Genomic DNA, 21697 nt, shown 5'->3' with positions numbered 1-21697 from the left:
CCGCCTCCCATGCACCGTTCGAGCGCTTGCTTGGCCGTCCGATGCGTGGATCGAAGACAGGCTCGTTCGCCTGCACTGCTCCCACAATGCGACGCGATGATTCCGCTTAAACCAGCACTTCGCGCGCATCCGGGTGGCCCAGGAAGCCGCCCGGGCTGGCCGTCAGGCCGTAGGCGCCCGACTGGAACACCACCACCAGGTCGCCCACCTCGGCGCGCGCCAGTTCCATGCGGTCGGCCAGCAGGTCGAGCGGGGTGCACAGCGGGCCGACCACCGAAACCGGCTCGGTGTCGCCGGCACCCATGCGGTTGCCGATCGCGACCGGGTAGTTCTTGCGGATCACCTGGCCGAAATTGCCCGAGGCCGCCAGGTGGTGGTGCAGGCCACCGTCGGTGACCAGGAACACCTGGCCGCGCGAGACCTTGCGGTCGATCACGCGCGCCACGTACACGCCGGCTTCGCCCACCAGGTAGCGTCCCAGTTCGATCGACAACTGGGCCTGCGGCAGCGCCGCCCGCACGCGCGGCAGCAGGCTTTCCAGGCCGGCGCCGATCGGCGCCAGGTCGAGCGGCGCCTCGCCCGGGAAATACGGGATGCCGAAGCCGCCGCCGATGTTGAGCATGCGGACTGGATCCTTGCCGGCATCGGCCAGGCGCAGCGCAAGTTCGACCGTCTGCGCCTGCGCCTCGACGATCGCGTCGGCCTTGAGGCTCTGCGAACCGCTGAAGATGTGGAAGCCCAGCACCTCCAGTTCCAGCTGCGCCGCCAGCGCCAGCAGGCGCGGCGCGTCCTCGGCGTCGATGCCGAACTGCTTGGCGCCGCCGCCCATGCGCATGCCCGAGCCCTTCAGCTCGAAGTCGGGGTTGATCCGCAACACCAGTTGCGGCGCGATGCCGAGTTCTTCGCCCAGGCGCGCGAGCACGCGGATCTCGCGCTCCGATTCGGCATGGACGCAGATGCCGGCGGCGACCGCCTGGCGCAGCTCGGCTTCCGACTTGCCGGGGCCGGCGAAGCTGATGCGCTGCGGCGCCATGCCGGTGTCGAGCGCCACGGCCAGTTCGCCGCCGGAGGCGACATCCAGGCCGTCGACCAGGCCGGCCAGGTGCTGCACCAGCGCCGGCATCGGGTTGGCCTTGACCGAATAATGCAGCTCGACCGCGGCCGGGAGGTGGGCGCGCAGGTGCTGCACCCGCTGCGTGACCAGGCGACGGTCGTAGGCATAGAAGGGCGTGCTGCCGACCCGCTGGGCCAGGCGGGTCAGCGGGATGCCGCCGACCTGCAGGCAGCCGTCGACGACGGGAAAGCCGGTTTGCGGCGCATGGACCGGCGCAGTGCGTGGTGTAGTGGTGCTCATGGTGTCAATCGTTGTCGAACAGCGCGATGAATGGGGCGCGCAGCGCCGGGCGGTCGAACTTGCCGTTCGGGTTGCGCGGCAGCGGCCCAGGGCGCAGTTCGATGTGGGCCGGCACCATCCAGGCCGGCAGGCGGCGCTGGCATTCCTTGTGCAGGGCGGAAGCGGTCAATGCGGGGTCGCGCGCCACGGCCAGCAGCACGATGCCCTGCCCGAGGGCCGGGTGGGGCACGCCGAAGGCGACCGTTTCCTCGACCAGGCCGCTCGCATGCACCGCTTCCTCGACCTCGCTCGGGCTGACGCGGTAGCCCGACACCTTGATCATGTCGTCGCTGCGACCGATGAAGTACAGGTAGCCGTCGGCGTCGCGGCGCACGGTGTCGCCCGACCACACCGCCAGCTCGGTCAGCGGCAGGGCCGGGTCCTGGCCGGGGGCCGGCCGGAAGCGCTCGGCGGTCTTGGCCGGGTCGTTCCAGTAGCCGAGCGAGACCAGGGCGCCGCGGTGCACCAGCTCGCCCGGCTCGTCGGCCTCGCACAGGCTGCCGTCCGGGCGCACCACCAGCACCTCGGCGTTCGGGATCGCGCGCCCCATCGAACCGGGACGGCGCGCCAGCTCCGCAGGCGGCAGGTAAGTCGAGCGGAAGGCTTCGGTGAGGCCGTACATCAGGAACAGTTCGGCGCCCGGCAGCACCGCGCGCAGCGCATCGACGGTCGCGCCGGGCATGGCGCCGCCCGAATTGGTCAGGTAGCGCAGGCTGCAGTCGAGCGGCCAGTCGAGCTGCGCCAGCTGGATCCACAGCGGCGGCACCGCGGCCAGGCCGGTGATGCGCTCGGCCAGCACGGCCTTCAGGACGTCGCGCGGGAACAGGTGGTTGATCAGGACCGCGGCCGCGCCGCTGAGAAAAGCGGTGGTCAGCTGGCTCAGTCCGTAGTCGAAACTCAGTGGCAGCACCGCCAGGATGCGGTCGTCCCGGGTATTGCCGAGGTAAGACGCGACGCTGCGCGCGCCGGCCACGATGTTCCGGTGCGACAGCACCACGCCCTTGGGCTTGCCGGTGCTGCCCGAGGTGTACAGGATGGCCGCCATGTCGGCGTCGATGGCGCCGTGCGCCGCCGTGCCGCCGGCCTGCGCGGCGGCGTCCCACGCCAGCACCCGGTACGCCGCCGACGCCGCGGGCAGCGCGCCGGGGGCGGCGCCGACCACGATCACGGTGTGCAGCCCCGGGCAGTGCGCCAGCGCCTCGCCCAGCTGGCGCAGGCGCTCGCTGGAGGTGACCAGCACGCGCGCCGTGCAGTCGGCCAGGATATGGGCCACTTGGGGCGCCTTGAGCAGCGGATTGACCGGCACGAACACGGCGCCCGCGGCGGCGGCGCCGAACATCGCGGCGACCGTCTCGGTGCGCTTTTCCAGGTAGACCGCGACCCGCTCGCGCGCCTGGATACCGGCGTCCAGCAGCATCGCCGCCGCGCCGCGCACGCGCCGTTCGAGTGCCGCGTAGTCGAGCCGTTCGTCGCCGTACACCAGCGCCTCGGCCGCGGGCAGCCGGCGTGCGGTCGTGAAAATCAAATCGTGAACCAGGTCGCTCATTCAAACCTTCTTGTGCGGTGCGCGCAGCGCGGCGGGAGGGGGCCGAAGCGGCGCGCGCCATCTTAACATTTTCGATTCCAAACGGAACCACCAAGCGGGGCGGCTGCCCTTATACTGTGTTGCCTAACTTGAAAATTTCTGACATGACGGAACCGCGCCCCAAGATCCCGATCGCCCCCGTGCTGTCGCGTGCATCATTCGGCGCGCCTTCCGGCAATGCGGGCAGCGCCGGCCGGCGCCCGGCTTCGGTGCTCGATGCCGGACAGGTACGCAAGGTGACCAGCGGCCGGGTGGCGATCGCGCTGGCGCTGCGCGAAATGGGCGCACGGGCGGGCGACGAGGTGCTGGTGCCGGCCTACCACAGCCCTTCGATGGTGCCGCCGGTCCTGTGGTGCGGGGCCGAGCCGGTATTCTACCGGATCGCTGCCGATGCTTCGGTCGACCTGGCAGACGTCGCGGCCAGGATCGGTCCGGCGACGCGGGCGATCATGGTGACCCATTATTTCGGCTTCCCGCAAGACATGGCGGCAATCCGCGCCCTGTGCGACGCGCACGGCCTGCAGCTGCTGGAAGACTGCGCGCACGCCTTCTTCGGCGAACACGGCGGCCGTCCGCTCGGCTCCTGGGGAGACTACGCGATCGCCAGCAGCATGAAGTTCTTCCCCACCTACGAAGGCGGTTGCCTGGTCTCGAGCCGGTGCCGGCTCGACGGCGTGGTCCTGCATTCGGCCGGACCGGGTTTCGAAGCCAAGGCCGCGCTGGCGGCGCTGGAAAACAGCTTCGCCTACGGCCGCCTGCCGCTGCTGCGCGCCGCGCTGGGCCCGCTCCTGCGCCTGAAGGACCTGGCCTGGCGCGCCCTCAAGTCGCGCCGCACCACCGCCACCTCCGGGGCCGCGGCCGCGCCGGCGCCGGACGCCTCCGCCCTTGCCCCGGCCTCGTCCGACAGTGGCTTCGACTTCGAACCGCGCTGGGTCGACAAGCGTTCGTCCTGGTTCTCGCGCGCGGTCATGCGGCTGGCCTCGACCCGGCGCATTGCCGGCCTGCGCCGCCGCCACTACCTGGCGCTGGAACAGGCGGCGCGCGCCCTGCCCGGCTGCCGTCCGTTGTTCGCCAGCCTGCCCGAGGGCGTCGTTCCCTGGCAGTGCCCGCTGGTGTTCGACGATCCCGAGACCGTGTTCGAGCGGCTGCACGCGGCCGGGGTGCCGCTGGTGCGCTTCGCCCAGCTGCGCTGGCCGGGAGTCGACGCCACGACCTGCGCCAACAGCGCGATGCTGGCGCGCCGGGTGCTGGCCCTGCCCTGCCACCAGGCCTTGCGCGAGGACGAACTGGCCTGGATGGCCGCCCAGCTGCGCGCGGCCCTGCAACCGAAGGCGGAAGCCGCATGAACTGGCAACTCGTCCCGGCGGCGCGGTTGGCCGACTTCGTCGACGAATGGACGGCGCTGCATGCGGCCGGACCGGCGTCGCCGCTGCTGGCCGCCGATTTCGTGCTGCCACTGCTGCAACACTTCGGCGAAGGCGGCGAACTGCTGGCCATCTGCCGCGCGGGCGGGCCAGGCGGCCAGCCCGTGGCGATGGCGGTGCTCGCGCCTGCCGGACGGGCGCGCTGGCAGACCTTCCAGCCGGCCCAGGCGCCGGTCGGGATCTGGCTGCAGCGTCCCGGCCTGGAGACGGCCGCGCTGGGGACGGCGCTGGTGCGCGCCCTGCCCGGCTTCACCCTGGTGCTGGGCCTGACCCAGTGCGATCCGGAACTCTACCCGCGCCCACCGGACGAAGGCTGCGCGCAGACGCTCGACTACATCCTCACGGCGCGTGTCAGCATCCGCGGGGAGTTTGCGCAATACTGGGAAGGCCGGGGCAAGAACCTGCGCGGCAACCTCAAGAAGCAGCGCGCCAGGCTGGAGCGCGAAGGCATCGTGCCACGGCTGGAGGTAGTACGCGCACCGGAAGCGGTGGCGGCGGCGGTGGCCGATTACGGCAACATGGAAAGCACGGGCTGGAAAGCCGGGAGCGGCACCGCGGTCCATGCCGACAACGCCCAGGGCCGCTTCTACCGCGACATGCTGGAAGCCTTCTGCGCGCGCGGCGCCGGCAGCATCTACCGCTACTGGTTCGGGCAGCGGCTGGTGGCGAGCGACCTGTGCATCGAGGGACCGGACTGCATCGTGGTGCTCAAGACCGCCTACGACGAATCGGTGGACCGCGCGCTGTCGCCCACCTTGCTCATGCGCGAGGAAGAAACCCGGCAGCTGTTCGAGGAAGGCCGCTTTGCCCGCATCGAATTCTATGGCAAGGTCATGGAATGGCATCTGCGCTGGACGGATGAGGTGCGCACGCTCTACCATCTCAATACTTACCGCTGGCCCGCGCTGCGCAGCTGGCACCGCAGGCTGCAGGCGCGTGCTGCGGGCAATAGACTAACGGAGCAACAATGTATTTGAACGAAGTCAGGAACATCCTCACCGACGTGCTCAACCTCGGTGCGGCGGGCGCAGCCCTCACCGCGGACTCGCCCCTGCTGGGCAGCCTGCCGGAACTCGATTCGATGGCGGTGGTGAGCCTGATCGGCGCACTCGAAGAGCATTTCGGCATCATGGTCGACGACGACGAGATCAGCGCCAGCACTTTCGCCACGCTGGGCAGCCTGGCCGCCTTCGTGCAGGAAAAGCGCGGCGCATGAACGACGCGCGTGCGGCCGCCCCCGAGCCTTTCTTCCTTCGGGTCGACGGCGGGGAACGCTTCTGCCTGTACCACCCGCCCGTGGGAGACTGTCGCGGGGCGCTGCTGTACGTGCATCCGTTTGCCGAAGAGCTGAACCGCTCGCGGCGCATGGCGGCGCTGCAGGCGCGCGCGCTGGCTGCCGGCGGTTACGGCGTGCTGCAGGTCGACCTGCACGGCTGCGGCGACAGCAGCGGCGACTTCGTCGAGGCGCGCTGGGACGGCTGGAAGCGCGACCTGCAAGCCGCTAGCGCCTGGCTCGATGCGCGCCTGGACCGGCCGCTGACCCTGCTGGGGCTGCGGCTGGGCGCCGCCCTCGCACTCGACTTCGCCCGCACTGCCGCCCGTCCCCTGGACGCGATCGTCCTGTGGCAGCCGGTGCTGGCCGGCCAGGGCTTCATGACCCAGTTCCTGCGCATGCGCATCGCCGCCGACATGCTGGCCGGCGGCGACACCCGCGCCGGCACGGCCGCCCTGCGCGCGGCGTTGGCGCGCGGCGAAACCTTGGAAGTGGCCGGCTACGAAGTGCATCCCGACCTGGTGCATGCGGTCGACGCCCTCGACGCCACTGCCCTGGCCCCGCGCACGGCGCCGGTGCACTGGTTCGAGGTCGCGGCCGGCGCCGACCGTCCGCTCACGCCGGCCGCCGCCAACACGGTGCGCGCCTGGCGCGCGCTCGGCGTGCGGGTCACGGTGCGGCAGGTCGTCGGCCAGCAGTTCTGGGCCACGCCCGAAACCAGCGAGTGCCCGGCCCTGGTCGCGGCCACCTGCGAAGCGCTGAAGGAGCCGGCCGATGCCGCTTGACGCCCCGCCTTCCGGATCGATGCCCTACGAAGAAAAAGCGCTCGCCTTCCCCTGCGGCGACGCGTGGCTGGTCGGCGTCGCCACGCTGCCCGGGCGCCCTGCCGCGCGCGGGGTGCTGGTGGTGGTCGGCGGCCCGCAATACCGCGCCGGCAGCCACCGTCAGTTCACCCTGCTCGCACGCGCCCTGGCCGAACAGGGCATCCCGGCCATGCGTTTCGACGTCAGCGGCATGGGCGACAGCGGCGGCGCAGCACGCGGCTTCGCGCACCAGGAAGCCGACATCCGCGCCGCCATCGACGCCTTCATGGCCTGCGCACCGGGCCTGCGCGAAGTCGTGCTGTGGGGCCTGTGCGACGGCGCATCGAGCGCCGCCATGGTGGCCGCCGACGATGCGCGGGTGGCTGGCCTGGTGCTGCTCAATCCCTGGGTGCGCACCGAAGAAAGCCTGGCCAAGGCCACGCTGAAGCATTATTACCGCGAGCGTCTGCTGGCCCCGGACCTGTGGAAAAAAATCCTGCGCGGGCGCTTCGAACTGCGCGCCGCGCTGGCTTCCCTGCTGGAGCAGGTGCGGCGCGCCCTGCGCCCGCCCGCGCCTGCCCCGGATACGGCTGGGGCGGCCTGCGGCGGCAGCCTGCCCGAACGCATGCACGACGGCCTGGCGCGCTTCGGCGGCCCGGTGCTGCTGGTGCTGAGCGGCGCCGACCTGACCGCGCGCGAATTCGCCGACCTGGCGGCCGCATCGCCGCAGTGGCGCCAGCTGCTGGCGGCCCCGCGCTTCACCCGGCACGAGCTGGCGCCGGCCGACCACACCTTCTCGCGGCGCGCCTGGCGCGACCAGGTCGCCGCCTGGACTACGGACTGGGTGCGCTCGTGGTGAAACGGGTGCTGATGGTGGCCTTCCACTTTCCGCCCCAGCGCGGCAGCAGCGGCATCCAGCGCACCTTGCAGTTCGTACGCAACTTGCCTGCGCTGGGTTGGGAACCGCTGGTATTGAGCGCCGCTGCGCGGGCCTACGAAGACACCGGGAACGATCAACTGGGCGCAATCCCATCAGGCACGCATGTACGCCGCGCATTCGCTTTGGACACCGCTCGCCACCTCGCGTTCGGCGGGCGCTATCTCGGTTGGATGGCCCTGCCGGACCGCTGGATTTCCTGGCTGTTTGGCGCTGTCCCGGCTGGGATGGCAATGGTTCGGAGCAAACGCCCGGAGGTGCTCTGGTCTACCTATCCGATCGCGACCGCGCATCTGATCGGACTCGTATTGCACCGGTTGACCGGCTTGCCCTGGATTGCCGACCTGCGCGATCCGATGGTCGACACGGTCCATCCGGTTGGGAGAATGAAGCGCGCGACGGCACTCTGGATCGAACGCCAGACGCTGCTGCATTGTACCCGTGCCGTATGCACGACGGCAGGCGCCGCGCGCAGCTACCGCACCCGCTATCCGGACGTGCCGGAGAGCCGCTTGTGCGTGATCGAAAATGGCTACGATGAAGTTAATTTTACCGACGCGGGCACGCCGTCTTCGCGCGCGCCTGGCGCGCCGCTGGTGCTGCTACACAGCGGTATCGTGTATCCGCTCGAACGCGACCCGGCGTGCTTCTTCGAAGCGCTGGCGGCCTTGCGTAGCGACGGAAAAATCGGGCCGCACATGCTCCGTGTCGTGTTGCGTGCGCCAGTCATGGAAGCGCATGTACGGGACCTGATCGCCCGCTATACCATCGCAGACATGGTGGAGATTGCTCCCCCTCTGCCGTATCGCGAAGCCCTGCACGAAATGCTGTCCGCCGACGCATTGCTGGTGCTGCAGGCCGCGAACTGCAATGACCAGGTTCCGGCAAAGCTGTACGAATACTTGCGCGCAGCACGTCCCATACTCGCCTTGACCGATGCTGCCGGCGATACCGCCGCAACGCTACGCGCGGCCGGCATCGACAGCATCGCTGCCCTCGATTCCACTGCCTCCATCATGGATGCGCTGCCCCGCTTCCTGGACCAGATAATTGCAGGCCAGGCGCCGATAGCGGCGCCGCAAGTAGCTCGCCGTTATGAAAGGCGCTCCCAGGCAATGCAGCTGGCGCGCTTGTTCGACGATGTGACGCAGGCCGCTCAGGGCGGTGCGACACAGCCGGAAAAGTCGGCAAAGGCACCGTAACGCTTGCTGGCGGGACTTCCGCACAGGTCTGCGCCGGAGTCCTGGTCGTCTTGCTCGCGTAGCGGCGCAGCGCCGTTCTTCCATGCCAGGTCAAGCTGCGCAAAGTCACGGAACATGGCCCGGACTGGATGGTAGCCTAGATAGGCGTACACCATCGGCGTCTCGATGTTGTCGGCCGCACGTACCGTTGCACCGTCACGCGCGACAATGGCGCCGTCGATCAGGTTGCCCTGCAGGTTGGCGCTACTGGTCGGGTAGCGCACCTGTATTCCCGCCGTATCAAGTACGGTGTTGCGCAGGATCTTGCTGGCGGCGGCGCTGTTGAGATAAATCCCGGCGTCACTGCAGCCCAGTACGAGATTATCCCGGAGCGTTGCACCCTCCTGTTCGACAATGCAGCGACCGTCACGGCACAGGGACGCCAGGGTTCCGCCACCGCCCAGCGATAATCCAACGCGCTGACCTGGCTGGCCCTGCAACAAGCGCTCACACCATACGATATTGCGCTCGAATACGTTGTCGCTTCCTCCACCCTTGGCAAACGCGCCGAAACTGATCTGGTCGCCTCCTGCCTTGACAAAATCGCTGATCACGTTGGCGCGAATCGTCCAGTGACTCGCGCTCACCAAATCGATCGGCGTGACCGGGTTGGATGTCTGGCGCGGCCGAGTATTGCGGATCGTATTCGCTTCAATGTTGCCATAGTCGGGGAAGCGTCCCGCTTCGCCATTGATCTTGAAATGCGCGTTGAAGTCGACGATCGTGTTATTGACTGCGGCAAAATGGCTGGCCGGGCCGACCACGTGAAATGCATGCTCGCAGTCTGTATCGATACGGCAAACGCCCTGCAGCCTCAGATTCTCGAAGCGCCAGTATGGCGCACTGACCTTGATACCCTCTTCCACCTGGAATTCGAGCGTCACGGTATTCGCCGCGACAGCACGCACCGTCACCGGACGGCCCGGCAGCCCAGGACGGTTTGCGGCCAAGGGTTGCGGATGGATGCGGTAGGTGCCGGGCAAGATCGTGATCACGTCGCCGGCTTCGGCCTGCAAGAGCGCGCGGCGCAAACCATCCTCATCGAGTACGCTTACCGCGCGCACGGCTTCGCCAGCCGCTGCGTCCGCGTGCGTCCCTGAGCCGGCGACTAACCCGGGCGCGGGGCGCAGGCCCTGGCCCCGGTCCAGAGAAAGCAGGGTGCGTGCGCTCCAGTCGCCGGCGGCGACGATCACTGGATTATGGCCCGAGGCGCGCTTCTCGATATATGGCGCCAGAGCGCGGGGTGCTATGCCCCGCGCCTGCAGATAAAGCAGTCCGGCAGCAGCAAATGCGATGACAGGCAAGACAAGCAGCAGGCCATAAAGCAGAACACGCGGCTTCATCCACTGACCTTGATGCCGTGCCTGCCCATCAGGTCGTACAAGGTCGGGCGGCTCACGCCCAGCACTTCCGACGCCTTGACGATGTTGCCGTCGACCCGCGCCAGCGCCTTGACGATAGCCTTGTACTCGGCCTCGTCGCGCACCTGGCGCAGGTTGATCGGCTCTTCTTCCGCGCCTTCGCCCGGCAGGCCGAGGTCATCGGCCACGATGGTGTTACCGTCGGCCATGATGACCGCGCGCTTGATCGTGTTTTCCATCTCGCGCACGTTGCCCGGCCAGTTATACGCTTCGATCGCGGCGATCGCATCCGGCGCGAAATGCAGCGACGGACGTCCTTCCGCGGCGCAGAACTTGTTCTTGAAATGGTGGGCCAGCAGCGCGGCATCGCCCTCGCGCTGGCGCAGCGGCGGGATGGTGACCACGATCTCCGACAGGCGGTAATACAAGTCTTCGCGGAAGCGGCCCTGGGTGCACAGTTCCTTGAGCTTCTGGTGGGTCGCGCAGACGATGCGCACGTCCACCGGGATTTCCTCGTGGCCGCCGATGCGCTCGATCACGCGCTCCTGCAGGAAGCGCAGCAGCTTGGCCTGCAGCGCCATCGGCAGGTCGCCCACCTCGTCGAGGAAGAAGGTGCCGCCATGGGCCAGCTCGACCTTGCCCTTGGTCTGCTTGGCGGCGCCGGTGAAGGCGCCTTTTTCGTAGCCGAACAGTTCGCTCTCGAGCAGGTTTTCGGGAATCGCCGCGCAGTTGATCGCCATGAAGCGCTCCTTGGCGCGCGGCGACAGCGCGTGCACGGCGCGCGCCAGCACTTCCTTGCCGGTGCCGGACTCGCCCAGCAGCATCACCGAGGCCGAGGTCGGCGCCACCTTCTCGATGTTGCGGCAGACCTTCGACATGCCCGGGTCGCGCGAGATCACGCCGGCCAGCGGCGAGTCGGCCTGGGCCTGCTGCATGCGGCGGTTCTCCTGCTGCAGGTTGTGCAGGAAGAAAGCGCGCTGGATCACCAGGTTCAGCATTTCCGGGTCACAAGGCTTGTGGTGGAAGTCGTAGGCGCCCATGCCGATCGCCTTGACGGCGTTGGCGTGGTCCTGGTTGCCCGTCAGGACGATGACGCGGGTGTCCGGCGCCAGCGCCAGGATCTGCTGCAAGGTCGCCAGGCCTTCGGTCGAGCCGTCCGGGTCGGGCGGCAGGCCGAGGTCCATGGTGCATACGGCCGGCTCGTGGCGGCGGATCTGGGCCAGCGCCGCTTCGCGGTCGCCGGCCACCACGACGTCATAGGCATCGAGGCTCCAGCGCAGCTGTTTCTGCACCCCGGGATCGTCTTCGATGATCAAGAGTTTCGGTTTGGTCTGGCTCACGTTGTTTCCTCGTATCAGGCGGCGCGCGGGGCGCGCTGGTCCGCCGGCATTTCCTGTTGGTGAAGCGGCAGCAGGACCCGGAAGGTGGTGCCCACGCCCGGCGCGCTGCTCACCTCCAGGCTGCCGCCCAGTTCATTGATGTATTCACGGCTCTCGAACACGCCGATGCCCATGCCAGCCGACTTGGTCGAGTCGAAGGGCTTGAACAGGCGCTCGCGGATGAATTCCTCGCTCATGCCTTCGCCGGTGTCGGCGATCTCGACCAGCGCATGTCCGGCTTCGCGCGCCAGGCGGATCCTGACGCTGCCGGTACGCGGCGTGGCCTCGATCGCGTTCTGGATCAAGTGCCCCACCACGCGCTCGAGGCGTTCGCGATCGGCCAGCACACGCAAGCAGCCATCCTCGACCGCCATCACCGGGCGCGGCTCGAAGGCGGCCTTGAGCGCCACCGCCTGGCTGACCACCTGGTCCACCGCCAGCGGCAGCGGCTGTTCCTGGGTCTCGGTGCGGCTCAACTTTTGCAGCATGATCTTCATCTTCTGCACCGAGTAGTCTACCGTTTCCAGCATGTCGGCCTGGAATTCCGGATTGTCCTTGTGCTTGGCGGCGTTGGCGTTCATCAGGGACAGCTGCAGCACCAGGTTCTTCAGGTCGTGCACGACGAAGGTCGACATGCGGTTGAAGGACTCGAACTGGCGCGCCACCATCAGCGCGCGCGCTGCATCCTGCTGCGCCAGCTGGCTGGCGGCCTGGCTGCCCGCGATCTCGAGCACATCGATGACTTCCCAGTTCAGCTTGACCGGGCTGCGCGGATTCTGCAGCAGCACGAAGCCAAACAGGCGCGCGTGCAGGATCAAGGGCACCACCAACCAGGCGCGCGGATAGCCGCCCAGCCATTCGGGCAGCACCAGGGCCTCGTACTTGTCGGGCGTATGGGCGTATTCATGCAGGTCGATCACCCACTGGCTGGATTCGAGGAACTGGCAGAACGGCGAGTCCGCCGGTTCATGCGCGACCAGCGCCGGCGCCTGCCAGTATGCCACCGGCTCATAATGGCCCGACTCGCGGCGCTGCCACAGCGCGCCGCCCGGGCTTTCCACCAATGCCGCCACCGCCTCGATGACGCGCTCTCCCAGGTCCGGTCCCGGCTTGGAGAGAGTGCGCGTGAAGCGCATCCATTCCTCGCGGTAATCGTAGTTGTAGCGATAGAAATGCTTGCTGATGAAGACCTTCAGGCGCGCCCGGAAGCTGCCCGAGAATAGCACCCCCGCAAGCAGGATCAGGGCGCCGAACAGGAAGGTCACCTGCATCACCGTGCCCCAGTTGCCGCCGAAGTAGCGCAGGTAATAGCCGGCCGAGCCCATCGCCAGCAGGTAGAGGGCGGAACCGAACAGCGTGGCCGAATGGAACATCGCCCGGCGCGACACCGCCAGCGGCGAGGACCACAGCTTGCTGCGTCCGAGCGAGACCGCGATCAGCGGCACGGTCAGCGCATTGACGACGCCGCGCGCAGCCCAGATATCGATATCCACGCTGCGGAACAGCAACGTGTAGCTGTAGAGGTAGAAATCGTAGGCGAACATGGCCCCGATGCCGATACAGGCGAACTTCACCGCCCAGCGCTCGTGCACGGTGCGGTTGCGGTACACCAGTTCGACCAGCAGCATACCGGTCACCGACATCGCGACCCGCAGTGCAATCGGCAGCGCGCCGGGACGCTCACCCAGGCCCAGGCTCAGCCAGCCGCCGGCGGCGGCCGCCAGGCAGGCAAGGTAAACAAGGACGCCCACCACCAGCATCGGCTGCAGGCGCAGCGGCATGCGGCTGGCCGGATCGGTGAAGTGACCGCGCAGAACCAGCAAGAACACCGACCAGGCGGCGTTGCGCAGCAGCTCGGCGCAGTCGACCAGCGGCGACCACACGTCGCCATAGAAGGCTTCCCACGCTATCACGGTGGCCCACAAGACGCTGGAGAGGCAGGCCAGGCCGAGCGCCACATCGTGCCGGCGCCGCTGGCGCACGGCCAGCGGCGCGCCGAGCACGAGGAAGCACACGGCCACCAGCGCGTAGCTATAGGCCGCGATACTGGTCAGGGAAACGTCGTCCATGGATGTAGCTCAGCGGCGCCGGAAGAAAGAAATGGAGCCCGGATCGGCCCGGCAAACCACGGCGCCGGGCGGAACTGTGCGTCGCTGCTCACTGGCCGCGGCGCAGCAGGACGACCTTGAGCGTGTTGATCAGGATAAGAACGTCGAGGAACAGGCTGTTGTTCTTCACATAGTACAGGTCGTACTGCAGCTTCTGCAGCGCGTCCTCGGCCGAGGAACCATAGCCGTAGCGCACCTGGGCCCAGCCGGTGATGCCCGGCTTGACGCTGTGGCGCACGTTGTAATACGGGACCACCTCGATCAGCTGCTCGACGAAATACGGACGCTCCGGGCGCGGACCCACGAACGACATCTCGCCCTTGAACACGTTGAGGATCTGTGGCAGTTCGTCGATGCGGGTCTTGCGCATGAAGTTGCCGAAACGGGTGACGCGCGGGTCGTTCTTGGCGGCCCACTGCGGCTTGCCGCTCTTCTCGGCATCGGCGCGCATGCTGCGGAACTTGTGGACGCGGAAGGTCTTGCCGTCCTTGCCCACCCGCTCCTGCGAATAGAATACCGGTCCGCCGTCTTCCAGCTTCACGAGCAGTGCGGCCAGCAGCATCAGCGGCAGGGCCACCACCAGGATCAGGAGGCTGCACACCAGGTCGAAGCTGCGCTTCATGAAGGTGCGCACGAAACTCTGGTCGAAGCCGCCGCCGAACACCAGCCACGAGGGCTGCAGCGAGTCGACCCGGATCTGGCAGGTCTCGCGCTCGAAGAAGGTGGCGGCGTCGGTGACGCGGATGCCCTGCAGCTTGCAGTCGAGCAGCTCCTTGATCGGGAAGCCGCCGCGGCGGTTCTGCACCGACACCACGATTTCCGAGACGTTGTTCTGGCGCGCCAGGGTGACCAGCGAGTCGCCGTCGCGCACCTTCATCAGGCTGTCGGCGGGAACGCAGAGTTCCTCGCCGGCGCTCGGGATGAAGCCGGCAATGTTGTAACGGTGGTAATTCGAATTCTTCTGCGCCAGCTCGCTGCATTCCTTGGCCAGCGGGCCGCTGCCCAGGAACATGATGCGCGACTGCAGGAAGCGCGCTTCGGACGACTTGAAGAAGGCCATGCGCGCCAGGAAGATGCCGGTGCCGGCCAGGATGAAGACCAGGGCCATGGTGCCGCGCCCGAAGGACAGTTCCGGCGCCATGTAGAACACCAGCGCCAGGATCGCGAAGCCCATCAGGAAGGACGGCATCAGCTTCATGAAGAAGGGATGGCGCAGGCCTTCGTCGAAGTCGAGCTGGTACATGCCCATCGCGCTCATGCTGAAGATGATCGCCACGGTAAACGCCACCGCCGAGGTGAAGAAGTGGTCGAGGTGGGCCGCCGCCGCGGCATCGCCGAACTCGAGCATGCGCACCGCCGCACCGATGTAGGCTGCCCCCAGCAGCACCAGCACCTCGACGAACAGCAGCAGGAAAACGATCTTCGATACGTAATGGTTAGAGATCCTGAACACAGTAGCCTCCCCGATTCTTATTACTTGTTTGCATGTGTATTCACCGATGGCGCGAGCGACGCTACATACCACGCCATGGCCTGCTCCAGACCTTCGCCGATCCGGTGGGTCGGCTGGTAGCCCAGCAGGCTGGCCGCTTTGCCGATGTCGGCCTGCGAATGACGTACGTCGCCGCGGCGGAACTCGACATACGTCGGCTGGTGCGCGTCCAGGTGCGGGAAACGCTCCCGCAGCAGCGCGCGCATCATGCCGTACAACTGGTTCAGGCTGGTGCGTTCGTTGACGGCAATGTTGTAGACCTGGTTGGCGGCTTCCCCTGGCGCCAGCGCGGACAGCAGGTTGGCCTGCACCACGTTGTCGATGTAGCAGAAGTCGCGGCTGGTCTCGCCGTCGCCGTTGATGCGCAACTCATCGTTGCGGATCAGCGCCGCCACCCACTGCGGGATCACGGCGGCATAAGCGCCGTTCGGATCCTGGCGCGGGCCGAACACGTTGAAGTAGCGCAGGCCGATCGACTCCATGCCGTAGGTGCGGCCGAACACATTCGCATACAGCTCGTTGACGTACTTGGTGACCGCGTACGGCGACAATGGATTGCCAATGACGTCCTCGACCTTGGGCAGGGCCGGATGGTCGCCGTAGGTCGAGCTCGAGGCGGCGTAGACGAAGCGCTTCACTTTCGCATCGCGCGCCGCAACCAGCATGTTGAGGAAACCGGTGACATTGGTCTCGTTGGTGCCGATCGGGTTGTCGATCGAGCGCGAGACCGAACCCAGGGCGGCCTGGTGCAGGACGAAATCGACGCCGGCGCAGGCGTTGACGCACGCGTCCAGGTTGCGGATGTCGGCTTCGATGAAGCTGAAGCGCTCCCAGGCTTGCTGGCCGACCGCGTCGGCCACCTGCGTGAGGTTATGACGGTGCCCGGTGGCAAAGTTATCGAGGCCGGTGACCTGCTGGCCAAGCCGAAGCAACGCTTCGACCAGGTTCGAACCGATGAACCCGGCCGCACCGGTCACGAGCCAGTGGTAGCGGTGCTGAAGCAGGTGTTGCTGGACGTCTTGAAACTTATTCACTTTCGAACACTCTCTCGGTCACGCCGGCACGGCCGGCGTCGCCGCAGCGCACATGCGCTGCGGCAGGTGCAGGGCATGCGGATTACAGGCGCCAGACGCAGTAGCCGGCTTCCTGCAACGCTTTCGGGTCGAACTGCGATTTCACGTCGATGAAGCAGCCATTCTCGTTCAGCTTGCCTGCAAAGTCAGCTAAAGAAAGTGACAACACCTCTTTGTGTGGCACGGCTACCACCAATGCATCCGCTTTCGGCAGGCTGTCCCAGCTTTCCAGCTTGATGCCATACTCGTGCTCGGCTTCCTGGGCGTCGGCCTGCGGATCGAACACATGCACCTCGACGCCGTAGCTCTCGAGTTCGTGGACGATGTCGGCCACCTTCGAATTGCGCAGATCCGGGCAGTTTTCCTTGAAGGTCAGGCCGATCACGTTGACCTTCGAGCCCTTCACGTGGAAGCCCGACGAGATCATCGACTTGACGGTCTTCTCGGCCACGAACTTGGCCATGCCGTCGTTGATGCGGCGGCCCGCCAGGATCACCTGCGGGTGGTAGCCGACCATCTCGGCCTTGTGGGTCAGGTAATACGGATCGACGCCGATGCAGTGGCCGCCGACCAGGCCCGGGCGGAACGGCAGGAAATTCCATTTGGTGCCGGCCGCCTTCAGCACTTCGAGCGTGTCGATGCCGACCTTGTCGAAGATGATCGCCAGTTCGTTCATCAGGGCGATGTTCAGGTCGCGCTGGGTGTTCTCGATGACCTTGGCGGCTTCGGCGACCTTGATGCTGGAGGCGCGGTAAACGCCGGCGGTGACGACCGATTCGTACAACTGGGCGATACGCTCGAGCGATTCGTCGTCGTCGCCCGAGACCACCTTCAGGATGGTGGTCAAGGTGTGTTCCTTGTCGCCTGGATTGATGCGTTCCGGTGAGAAGCCGACGTGGAAGTCCTGCTTCCACTTCAAGCCGGACTCGCGTTCCAGGATCGGAATGCAGACTTCTTCGGTAGCGCCCGGATAGACAGTCGATTCATAGACAACGATGGCGCCGCGCTTCATGTTGGCGCCAACCGACTTGCTGGCCCCGATCAGCGGGGTGAAATCCGGATTGTGCGCGATGTCGACCGGGGTCGGCACTGCGACGACGATATAGTCGGCCTGAGCCAGCATCGCCGGGTCGGTGGTGACCTCGAGGTGGCGCGCCGCACGCAAGTCATCGGAGGAGACTTCGCCGGTCGGATCGACGAACTGCTTGTATTGCTCGATCTTGGCGGTCGACAGGTCGAAACCGATGGTCTTCCCTTTCTTGCCAAATTCCACTGCGAGGGGCAAGCCCACGTAACCCAGCCCTACTACCGCGACGACCTCATCAGCTTTCATATCGCATTCCGTATAGAATTAGTTTTGCAAAAATGCTAACTTTCAGTTTAGCATAAATGCATAAGTGCACTCAACTTTACCGTTTATGTTTGTCTAACGGTAACAACAAGCTCTTTGAACGATATCGGAAAGACATTACTCCGCCATGACGCCCCGACCGGCAGGAACACGTCAGCTCATCCGTATCAATGATGTGATATTAGCATTTCCTGAAACACAAGTTCCGCAAAAGCATGAATCGTGCGCAGGGTTTCGATAGCAATGTTTTAAGCAATGTTGCTAAGAGGAAGGCTGTGCGGCAGCACGCGGCATCAGCGGGATGGGGATGGCAGGGTGGAGAAACAGGTGGCGCGGCTGGCGGGGATCGAACCCACGACCCTTGGCTTCGGAGGCCAATACTCTATCCACTGAGCTACAGCCGCATGAGAGAGAAGAAAGTGATGCGAAGGATACACGCCTTCGTCCACCGCGTCCATGGGCAAGCTCTTGCTGTAGATGAATTTCGTTACATTAGAGCAGCTTTACGTCTATAATCGGCCGTTTGACGGCATTTGCAAAAAAGCATGTGGCTGCAGGCGCCGGTAGCGGCAGGTCTTTCTGGTAGTGGCAGGTTTTTTTAATCGAATTAAGGAAATCATGAGCGACGCACACAACGAACACCAATCCCTGATCCGAACCCCGAAGCAGCTTGTTGCGGCCGTGACAGGGTTCTTTCTGGTCATCGTCATCGGCATCATTCTGCTCGTGGTTTTCGCTACCAACGACCGCCTGACCGGCGCCGGCACCAATAGCCAGAGCGCCGAAGCGGTCGCGGAGCGTGTGCGCCCGGTGGCCGAAGAAGGCTTCACCCTGGTCGACGCGAATGCGCCGAAGGTGCTGCAGGCCGGTAATGCCGTGTATGCCGCCGTCTGCGCAGCCTGCCACGACAGCGGCGCCGCCGGCGCACCGAAGCTGGGAGACAACGGCGCCTGGAGCGCGCGCCTGGCGCAAGGCTACGACACCCTGCTCAAGCATGCGATCGAAGGTATCCGCGCGATGCCGGCCAAGGGCGGCAACCCCGACCTGGACAACCTCGAAGTGGCCCGTGCCGTCGTCTATATGACCAATAAGAGCGGGGCTTCGTTCAAAGAGCCAGCGGCGGCGGAGCCAGCAGCCGCAACGACGGCCGCAGCCACGGCCGAAGCGGCTCCAGCGCCGGCAGCTGCTTCGGCAACGGCTCCAGCCGCCAGCCCGGCGCCAGCAGCAGCCCCGGCCGTCGCCTCTGCCGACGCCGGCAAGGCGCTCTATAACAGTGCTTGCGTTGCTTGCCACGGCGCCGGTATCGCCGGCGCACCGAAAGTCGGCGACAAGGCAGCTTGGGCAGCGCGCATCGGCCAGGGCAATGGCGTCCTGTACGACCATGCGATCAAGGGTTTCCAGGGCAAGGCCGGCGTGATGCCGCCGAAAGGCGGCTCGACTGCGCCGGATGCCGACGTGAAAGCCGCCGTTGACTATATGGTCCTTTCGTCAAAATAAGTCATCTTCTGCCAACAGTCGCTCATTCATAGATCTTTTTACATTAAATGGTAAAAACGTCATTAGATTTTACTGCGAGATGTTGTCGGCAAATAATATTCGTTAGAATCTCTGAAATATTGTATTGACTTAGGACTAAGTTTACAGAAAATTCTGAACAAAATCTGTGATTCCGCTAGGAATGTGTTTTTCTTTGGAGTAACCTTTGGTTTCTGAGAGGGGCGTAATCCGGTGCCCCCGGCAATCTGAAGAGATCCAAATGAAATTTGCAATGCATTCCTTGACGACTCGCGCCGCTTATACCGTTCTGTTTGGCGCAGCCTTAGCAGCATGTGGCGGCACTAACCCAGCCGACCAAGCCGCAACCGTTTCAACGGACCTCCAGGGCACCAGCCTGCTGGCCAGCACGGCTGCCTACGTGCCGCAGAGCCGCGGCACTACCACCACCACTTCTACCAGCCCTGCTCCGATTGCCGGCAGCAGTGTTACCAATATCCGGTTCGAAAGCACCTCATCGGCGAGCCAATCCAACGTTCCAGTGACTTTTGGTCAAGTTTTCGCTCCGGGCGACTTGAGCTCGACATCGTCACTGACGGGCGTCCTCGATAGCGGCGCGACAATTCCGCTGCAGGTCGACGTCAAAGCCAAGCATCCTGATGGTTCGGTACGCCACGCCATCATTTCCGCCGTCCTTCCGTCGCTGAATGCAGGCGAAGTGCGCACCATGAGCCTCAACCGCAGCGCTGCCGGCACGCCGACCGCGGTTGCCGCCACTGCCTTGACCAACGCTGGATTTACCGCGTCGTTCTCGGCACTGGTTGACGGCGTGCGGTACACCGCCTCCGCCGATCAGCTGATCAAGGCAGGCAAGGTCACCAGTTGGCTCAGCGGTGCAAATGTCAATGAATGGCATGTGTCGGCGCCGCTGACCGATAGCAATGGTGTGGCTCACCCGCATCTATCCGCGCGGTTTGCCATTCGCTGGTACCCGGGTGTGAAAAAGGCGCGTGTCGATCTTACCGTCGAGAACAACTGGGCGTATGAAGCAGCGCCACGCAATTTTACGTATGACGCGAGCCTGACCGTCGGCGGGCAAACCGCTTATGCCAAGGCGGGCATGACCCATCTCCACCACGCGCGCTGGCGCAAACTGGCATGGTGGGGCAGCGCTGCGCCGGAAGTCAACGTCAAGCACAATTCCGTCTACCTGATCAATAGCCGTGCGGTGCCGAACTACGACCAGACGCTGAGTATTCCTGAAACCGCACTTGCGGCCTTGAAGGCGCGCTGGACCGGACCGCAGACCGAGCCCATGGGTGTTGGTCTGGCAAACCCCTACATGCCATCCACCGGCGGTCGTCCGGATATCGGCCTGCTGCCTGGCTGGTCAGCGATGTATCTGCTCAGCATGGACAAGCGTGCCAAGGAAGTCACCATGGGTACGGCCGACCTGGCTGGCAGCTTCTCGATGCACTACCGCGACAGGAAGACCGACCGTCCCGTCAGCGTTGTCGACTATCCTTACATGACCATCTTCGGCAACCCGGGCGACACCTGGAACAAGGCTACCGGCCAGTACGAATCCTTCCCGGTCTGCGCCTCGGCCGGCGCATGCAACTCGCCGAACGTACATGACACGCCACACCAGCCAGCCATGACTTACCTGCCATACCTGGTCAGCGGCGATTATTACTACCTGGAAGAGCTGCAGTTCTGGGCCATGTACAACTCGTTCATGTCGAATCCGTATTACCGCGGCTTTGGCAAGGGCCTGCTGAGCCCAGATCAGGTTCGTGGCCAGGCATGGAGCATGCGTACCCTTGGCGAGGTGGCTTACATTACTCCGGATGCAGACCCGTTAAAGGCGCAATTTGTCGGTATTCTCGATAATAATCTGGATTACTACAACACTACCTATCCGCAGAATCCCTCGGCCAATACGCTCGGTGTAATTACCAACGGAAATGCCTATGCGTATGGTGCGGCGACCGGTATCGCTCCTTGGCAGGACGACTTCTTTACCTCGGCAGTCGGCCATGTTGCCGAACTCGGCTTCGAAAAAGCAAAATCGATTCTTGCCTATAAAGTCATGTTCCCGACGATGCGCATGGTTGCAACTGGCGCTTGCTGGATCGACGCTGCCAAGTATGAAATGCAGATCCGTGATTCGGCGACCTCGGCGAACTACACCACGATGGCCCAAGTTTACAAGGTCAACCACACGGATGCCTTCAACGCCCTTACATGCGGCAGTAGCGCTATGGCAAGCAGCTTGGGTCTGATGGTTGGCGAGATGACAGGCTATTCGAGTGCTCCCGAGGGCTATCCGTCGAACATGCAACCGGCCCTGGCCTATGCCGCCACCGCTGGCGGCGCCGCCGGCGCCCAGGCATGGACGATATTCCAGAACCGTGCAAATAAACCCGACTACGCTTCCTCGCCGCAGTTTGCGATTGTTCCGCGCAAATAAACGTCGATGATCAGCAATCTTCGTTAGCGCAAGCTGGCGAAGGTTGACCAGATGTTTTCCTTCACCCTATAAGGACGATCCTTATAGGGTGTATTTTTTTGAATGAAGATCGTCTCGCAATACGTTGCGTCCATCCGCATCGGTCTTGCAAACACGGATTCACTTACGTGAGCAGAATCGGAGTGCCCAGGCGCTGCTGTGCAGCGGTGTCAGCGGAAACGCTCGATCAGCTTTCGCACCAGCGCCATTGGCGCAGGTCCCAGGCCTTCCTGAAAAAAGCACAGCAGCGGTAGAGTCGAACGGCACTCTC

At 65.2% G+C, this 21697-nt stretch carries 16 protein-coding genes and 1 tRNA gene; 8 read left to right on the top strand and 9 right to left on the bottom strand.

The window, feature by feature from the left end:
* Nucleotides 1-106 precede the first annotated feature (106 nt).
* Together AB3347_RS08500 and AB3347_RS08495 are read right to left on the bottom strand one after the other, a co-directional pair.
* Nucleotides 107-1354, bottom strand: a complete 1248-nt coding sequence (locus AB3347_RS08500) for a pyridoxal-dependent decarboxylase, exosortase A system-associated (RefSeq protein ID WP_369091348.1) — start codon at nt 1352-1354, stop codon at nt 107-109.
* 4 nt (nt 1355-1358) lie between these two features.
* Nucleotides 1359-2939, bottom strand: coding sequence for an acyl-CoA ligase (AMP-forming), exosortase A system-associated (locus tag AB3347_RS08495; RefSeq protein WP_369091347.1), 1581 nt, complete (start codon nt 2937-2939; stop codon nt 1359-1361).
* Between the two features lie 143 nt (nt 2940-3082).
* On the opposite strand from AB3347_RS08495, the gene AB3347_RS08490 reads away from it, so the two are divergent.
* Genes AB3347_RS08490 through AB3347_RS08465 form a run of 6 tightly spaced genes read left to right on the top strand, consistent with a single transcriptional unit; the run spans nt 3083 to nt 8617 of the window.
* On the top strand, nt 3083-4324 hold the full coding sequence (locus tag AB3347_RS08490; RefSeq protein WP_369091346.1) for a DegT/DnrJ/EryC1/StrS family aminotransferase: 1242 nt from the start codon (nt 3083-3085) through the stop codon (nt 4322-4324).
* A complete protein-coding gene (locus tag AB3347_RS08485) occupies nt 4321-5379 on the top strand; it encodes a GNAT family N-acetyltransferase (protein ID WP_369091345.1) in 1059 nt (352 codons plus the stop codon). The genes AB3347_RS08490 and AB3347_RS08485 overlap by 4 nt, the downstream gene beginning before the upstream one ends.
* On the top strand, nt 5370-5618 hold the full coding sequence (locus AB3347_RS08480; RefSeq protein WP_369091344.1) for an acyl carrier protein: 249 nt from the start codon (nt 5370-5372) through the stop codon (nt 5616-5618). The genes AB3347_RS08485 and AB3347_RS08480 overlap by 10 nt, the downstream gene beginning before the upstream one ends.
* Nucleotides 5615-6460, top strand: a complete 846-nt coding sequence (locus AB3347_RS08475) for a hydrolase 2, exosortase A system-associated (RefSeq protein ID WP_369091343.1) — start codon at nt 5615-5617, stop codon at nt 6458-6460. The genes AB3347_RS08480 and AB3347_RS08475 overlap by 4 nt, the downstream gene beginning before the upstream one ends.
* Nucleotides 6450-7337, top strand: a complete 888-nt coding sequence (locus AB3347_RS08470) for a hydrolase 1, exosortase A system-associated (protein WP_369091342.1) — start codon at nt 6450-6452, stop codon at nt 7335-7337. The genes AB3347_RS08475 and AB3347_RS08470 overlap by 11 nt, the downstream gene beginning before the upstream one ends.
* Nucleotides 7334-8617, top strand: a complete 1284-nt coding sequence (locus AB3347_RS08465) for a glycosyltransferase (RefSeq protein ID WP_369091341.1) — start codon at nt 7334-7336, stop codon at nt 8615-8617. The genes AB3347_RS08470 and AB3347_RS08465 overlap by 4 nt, the downstream gene beginning before the upstream one ends.
* On the opposite strand, the gene AB3347_RS08460 is transcribed toward AB3347_RS08465, so the two are convergent.
* The 7 genes from AB3347_RS08460 to AB3347_RS08430 form a co-directional block, all read right to left on the bottom strand.
* The gene (locus AB3347_RS08460) at nt 8572-9999 is read right to left on the bottom strand and encodes a NosD domain-containing protein (RefSeq protein ID WP_369091340.1); all 1428 of its coding nucleotides are present in this window, start codon (nt 9997-9999) and stop codon (nt 8572-8574) included. The genes AB3347_RS08465 and AB3347_RS08460 overlap by 46 nt on opposite strands.
* Nucleotides 9996-11357, bottom strand: a complete 1362-nt coding sequence (gene prsR, locus AB3347_RS08455) for a PEP-CTERM-box response regulator transcription factor (RefSeq protein WP_369091339.1) — start codon at nt 11355-11357, stop codon at nt 9996-9998. Before prsR ends, AB3347_RS08460 begins: the two co-directional genes overlap by 4 nt.
* 14 nt (nt 11358-11371) lie before the next feature.
* On the bottom strand, nt 11372-13465 hold the full coding sequence (gene prsK, locus AB3347_RS08450; RefSeq protein ID WP_369091338.1) for an XrtA/PEP-CTERM system histidine kinase PrsK: 2094 nt from the start codon (nt 13463-13465) through the stop codon (nt 11372-11374).
* 88 nt (nt 13466-13553) lie between these two features.
* On the bottom strand, nt 13554-14957 hold the full coding sequence (locus AB3347_RS08445) for a TIGR03013 family XrtA/PEP-CTERM system glycosyltransferase (RefSeq protein ID WP_369091337.1): 1404 nt from the start codon (nt 14955-14957) through the stop codon (nt 13554-13556).
* Between the two features lie 20 nt (nt 14958-14977).
* Nucleotides 14978-16030 carry an SDR family oxidoreductase gene (locus tag AB3347_RS08440; protein WP_369091336.1) on the bottom strand — a complete coding sequence of 351 codons (1053 nt, stop codon included), beginning with the start codon at nt 16028-16030 and terminating at the stop codon, nt 14978-14980.
* Between the two features lie 82 nt (nt 16031-16112).
* Nucleotides 16113-17402 (bottom strand): nucleotide sugar dehydrogenase, encoded by a 1290-nt coding sequence (locus AB3347_RS08435; RefSeq protein ID WP_369091335.1) that lies wholly within the window; start codon nt 17400-17402, stop codon nt 16113-16115.
* A gap of 346 nt (nt 17403-17748) precedes the next feature.
* Nucleotides 17749-17824 (bottom strand) — tRNA-Arg (locus AB3347_RS08430).
* A 214-nt stretch (nt 17825-18038) separates the two neighbouring features.
* Between AB3347_RS08430 and AB3347_RS08425 the strand changes: the two genes are divergently transcribed.
* Both AB3347_RS08425 and AB3347_RS08420 read left to right on the top strand, forming a co-directional pair.
* Nucleotides 18039-18917 carry a cytochrome c5 family protein gene (locus tag AB3347_RS08425; protein WP_369091334.1) on the top strand — a complete coding sequence of 293 codons (879 nt, stop codon included), beginning with the start codon at nt 18039-18041 and terminating at the stop codon, nt 18915-18917.
* Between the two features lie 259 nt (nt 18918-19176).
* Nucleotides 19177-21387, top strand: coding sequence for a hypothetical protein (locus tag AB3347_RS08420; protein ID WP_369091333.1), 2211 nt, complete (start codon nt 19177-19179; stop codon nt 21385-21387).
* The last annotated feature ends 310 nt before the right edge of the window (nt 21388-21697 follow it).

The organism is Massilia sp. X63, assembly GCF_041023745.1.
Taxonomy (GTDB): Bacteria; Pseudomonadota; Gammaproteobacteria; order Burkholderiales; family Burkholderiaceae_D; genus Telluria.
The sequence above is the reverse complement of the archived record's forward strand: the minus strand, read 5'-3'. Positions and strand labels throughout refer to the sequence as shown.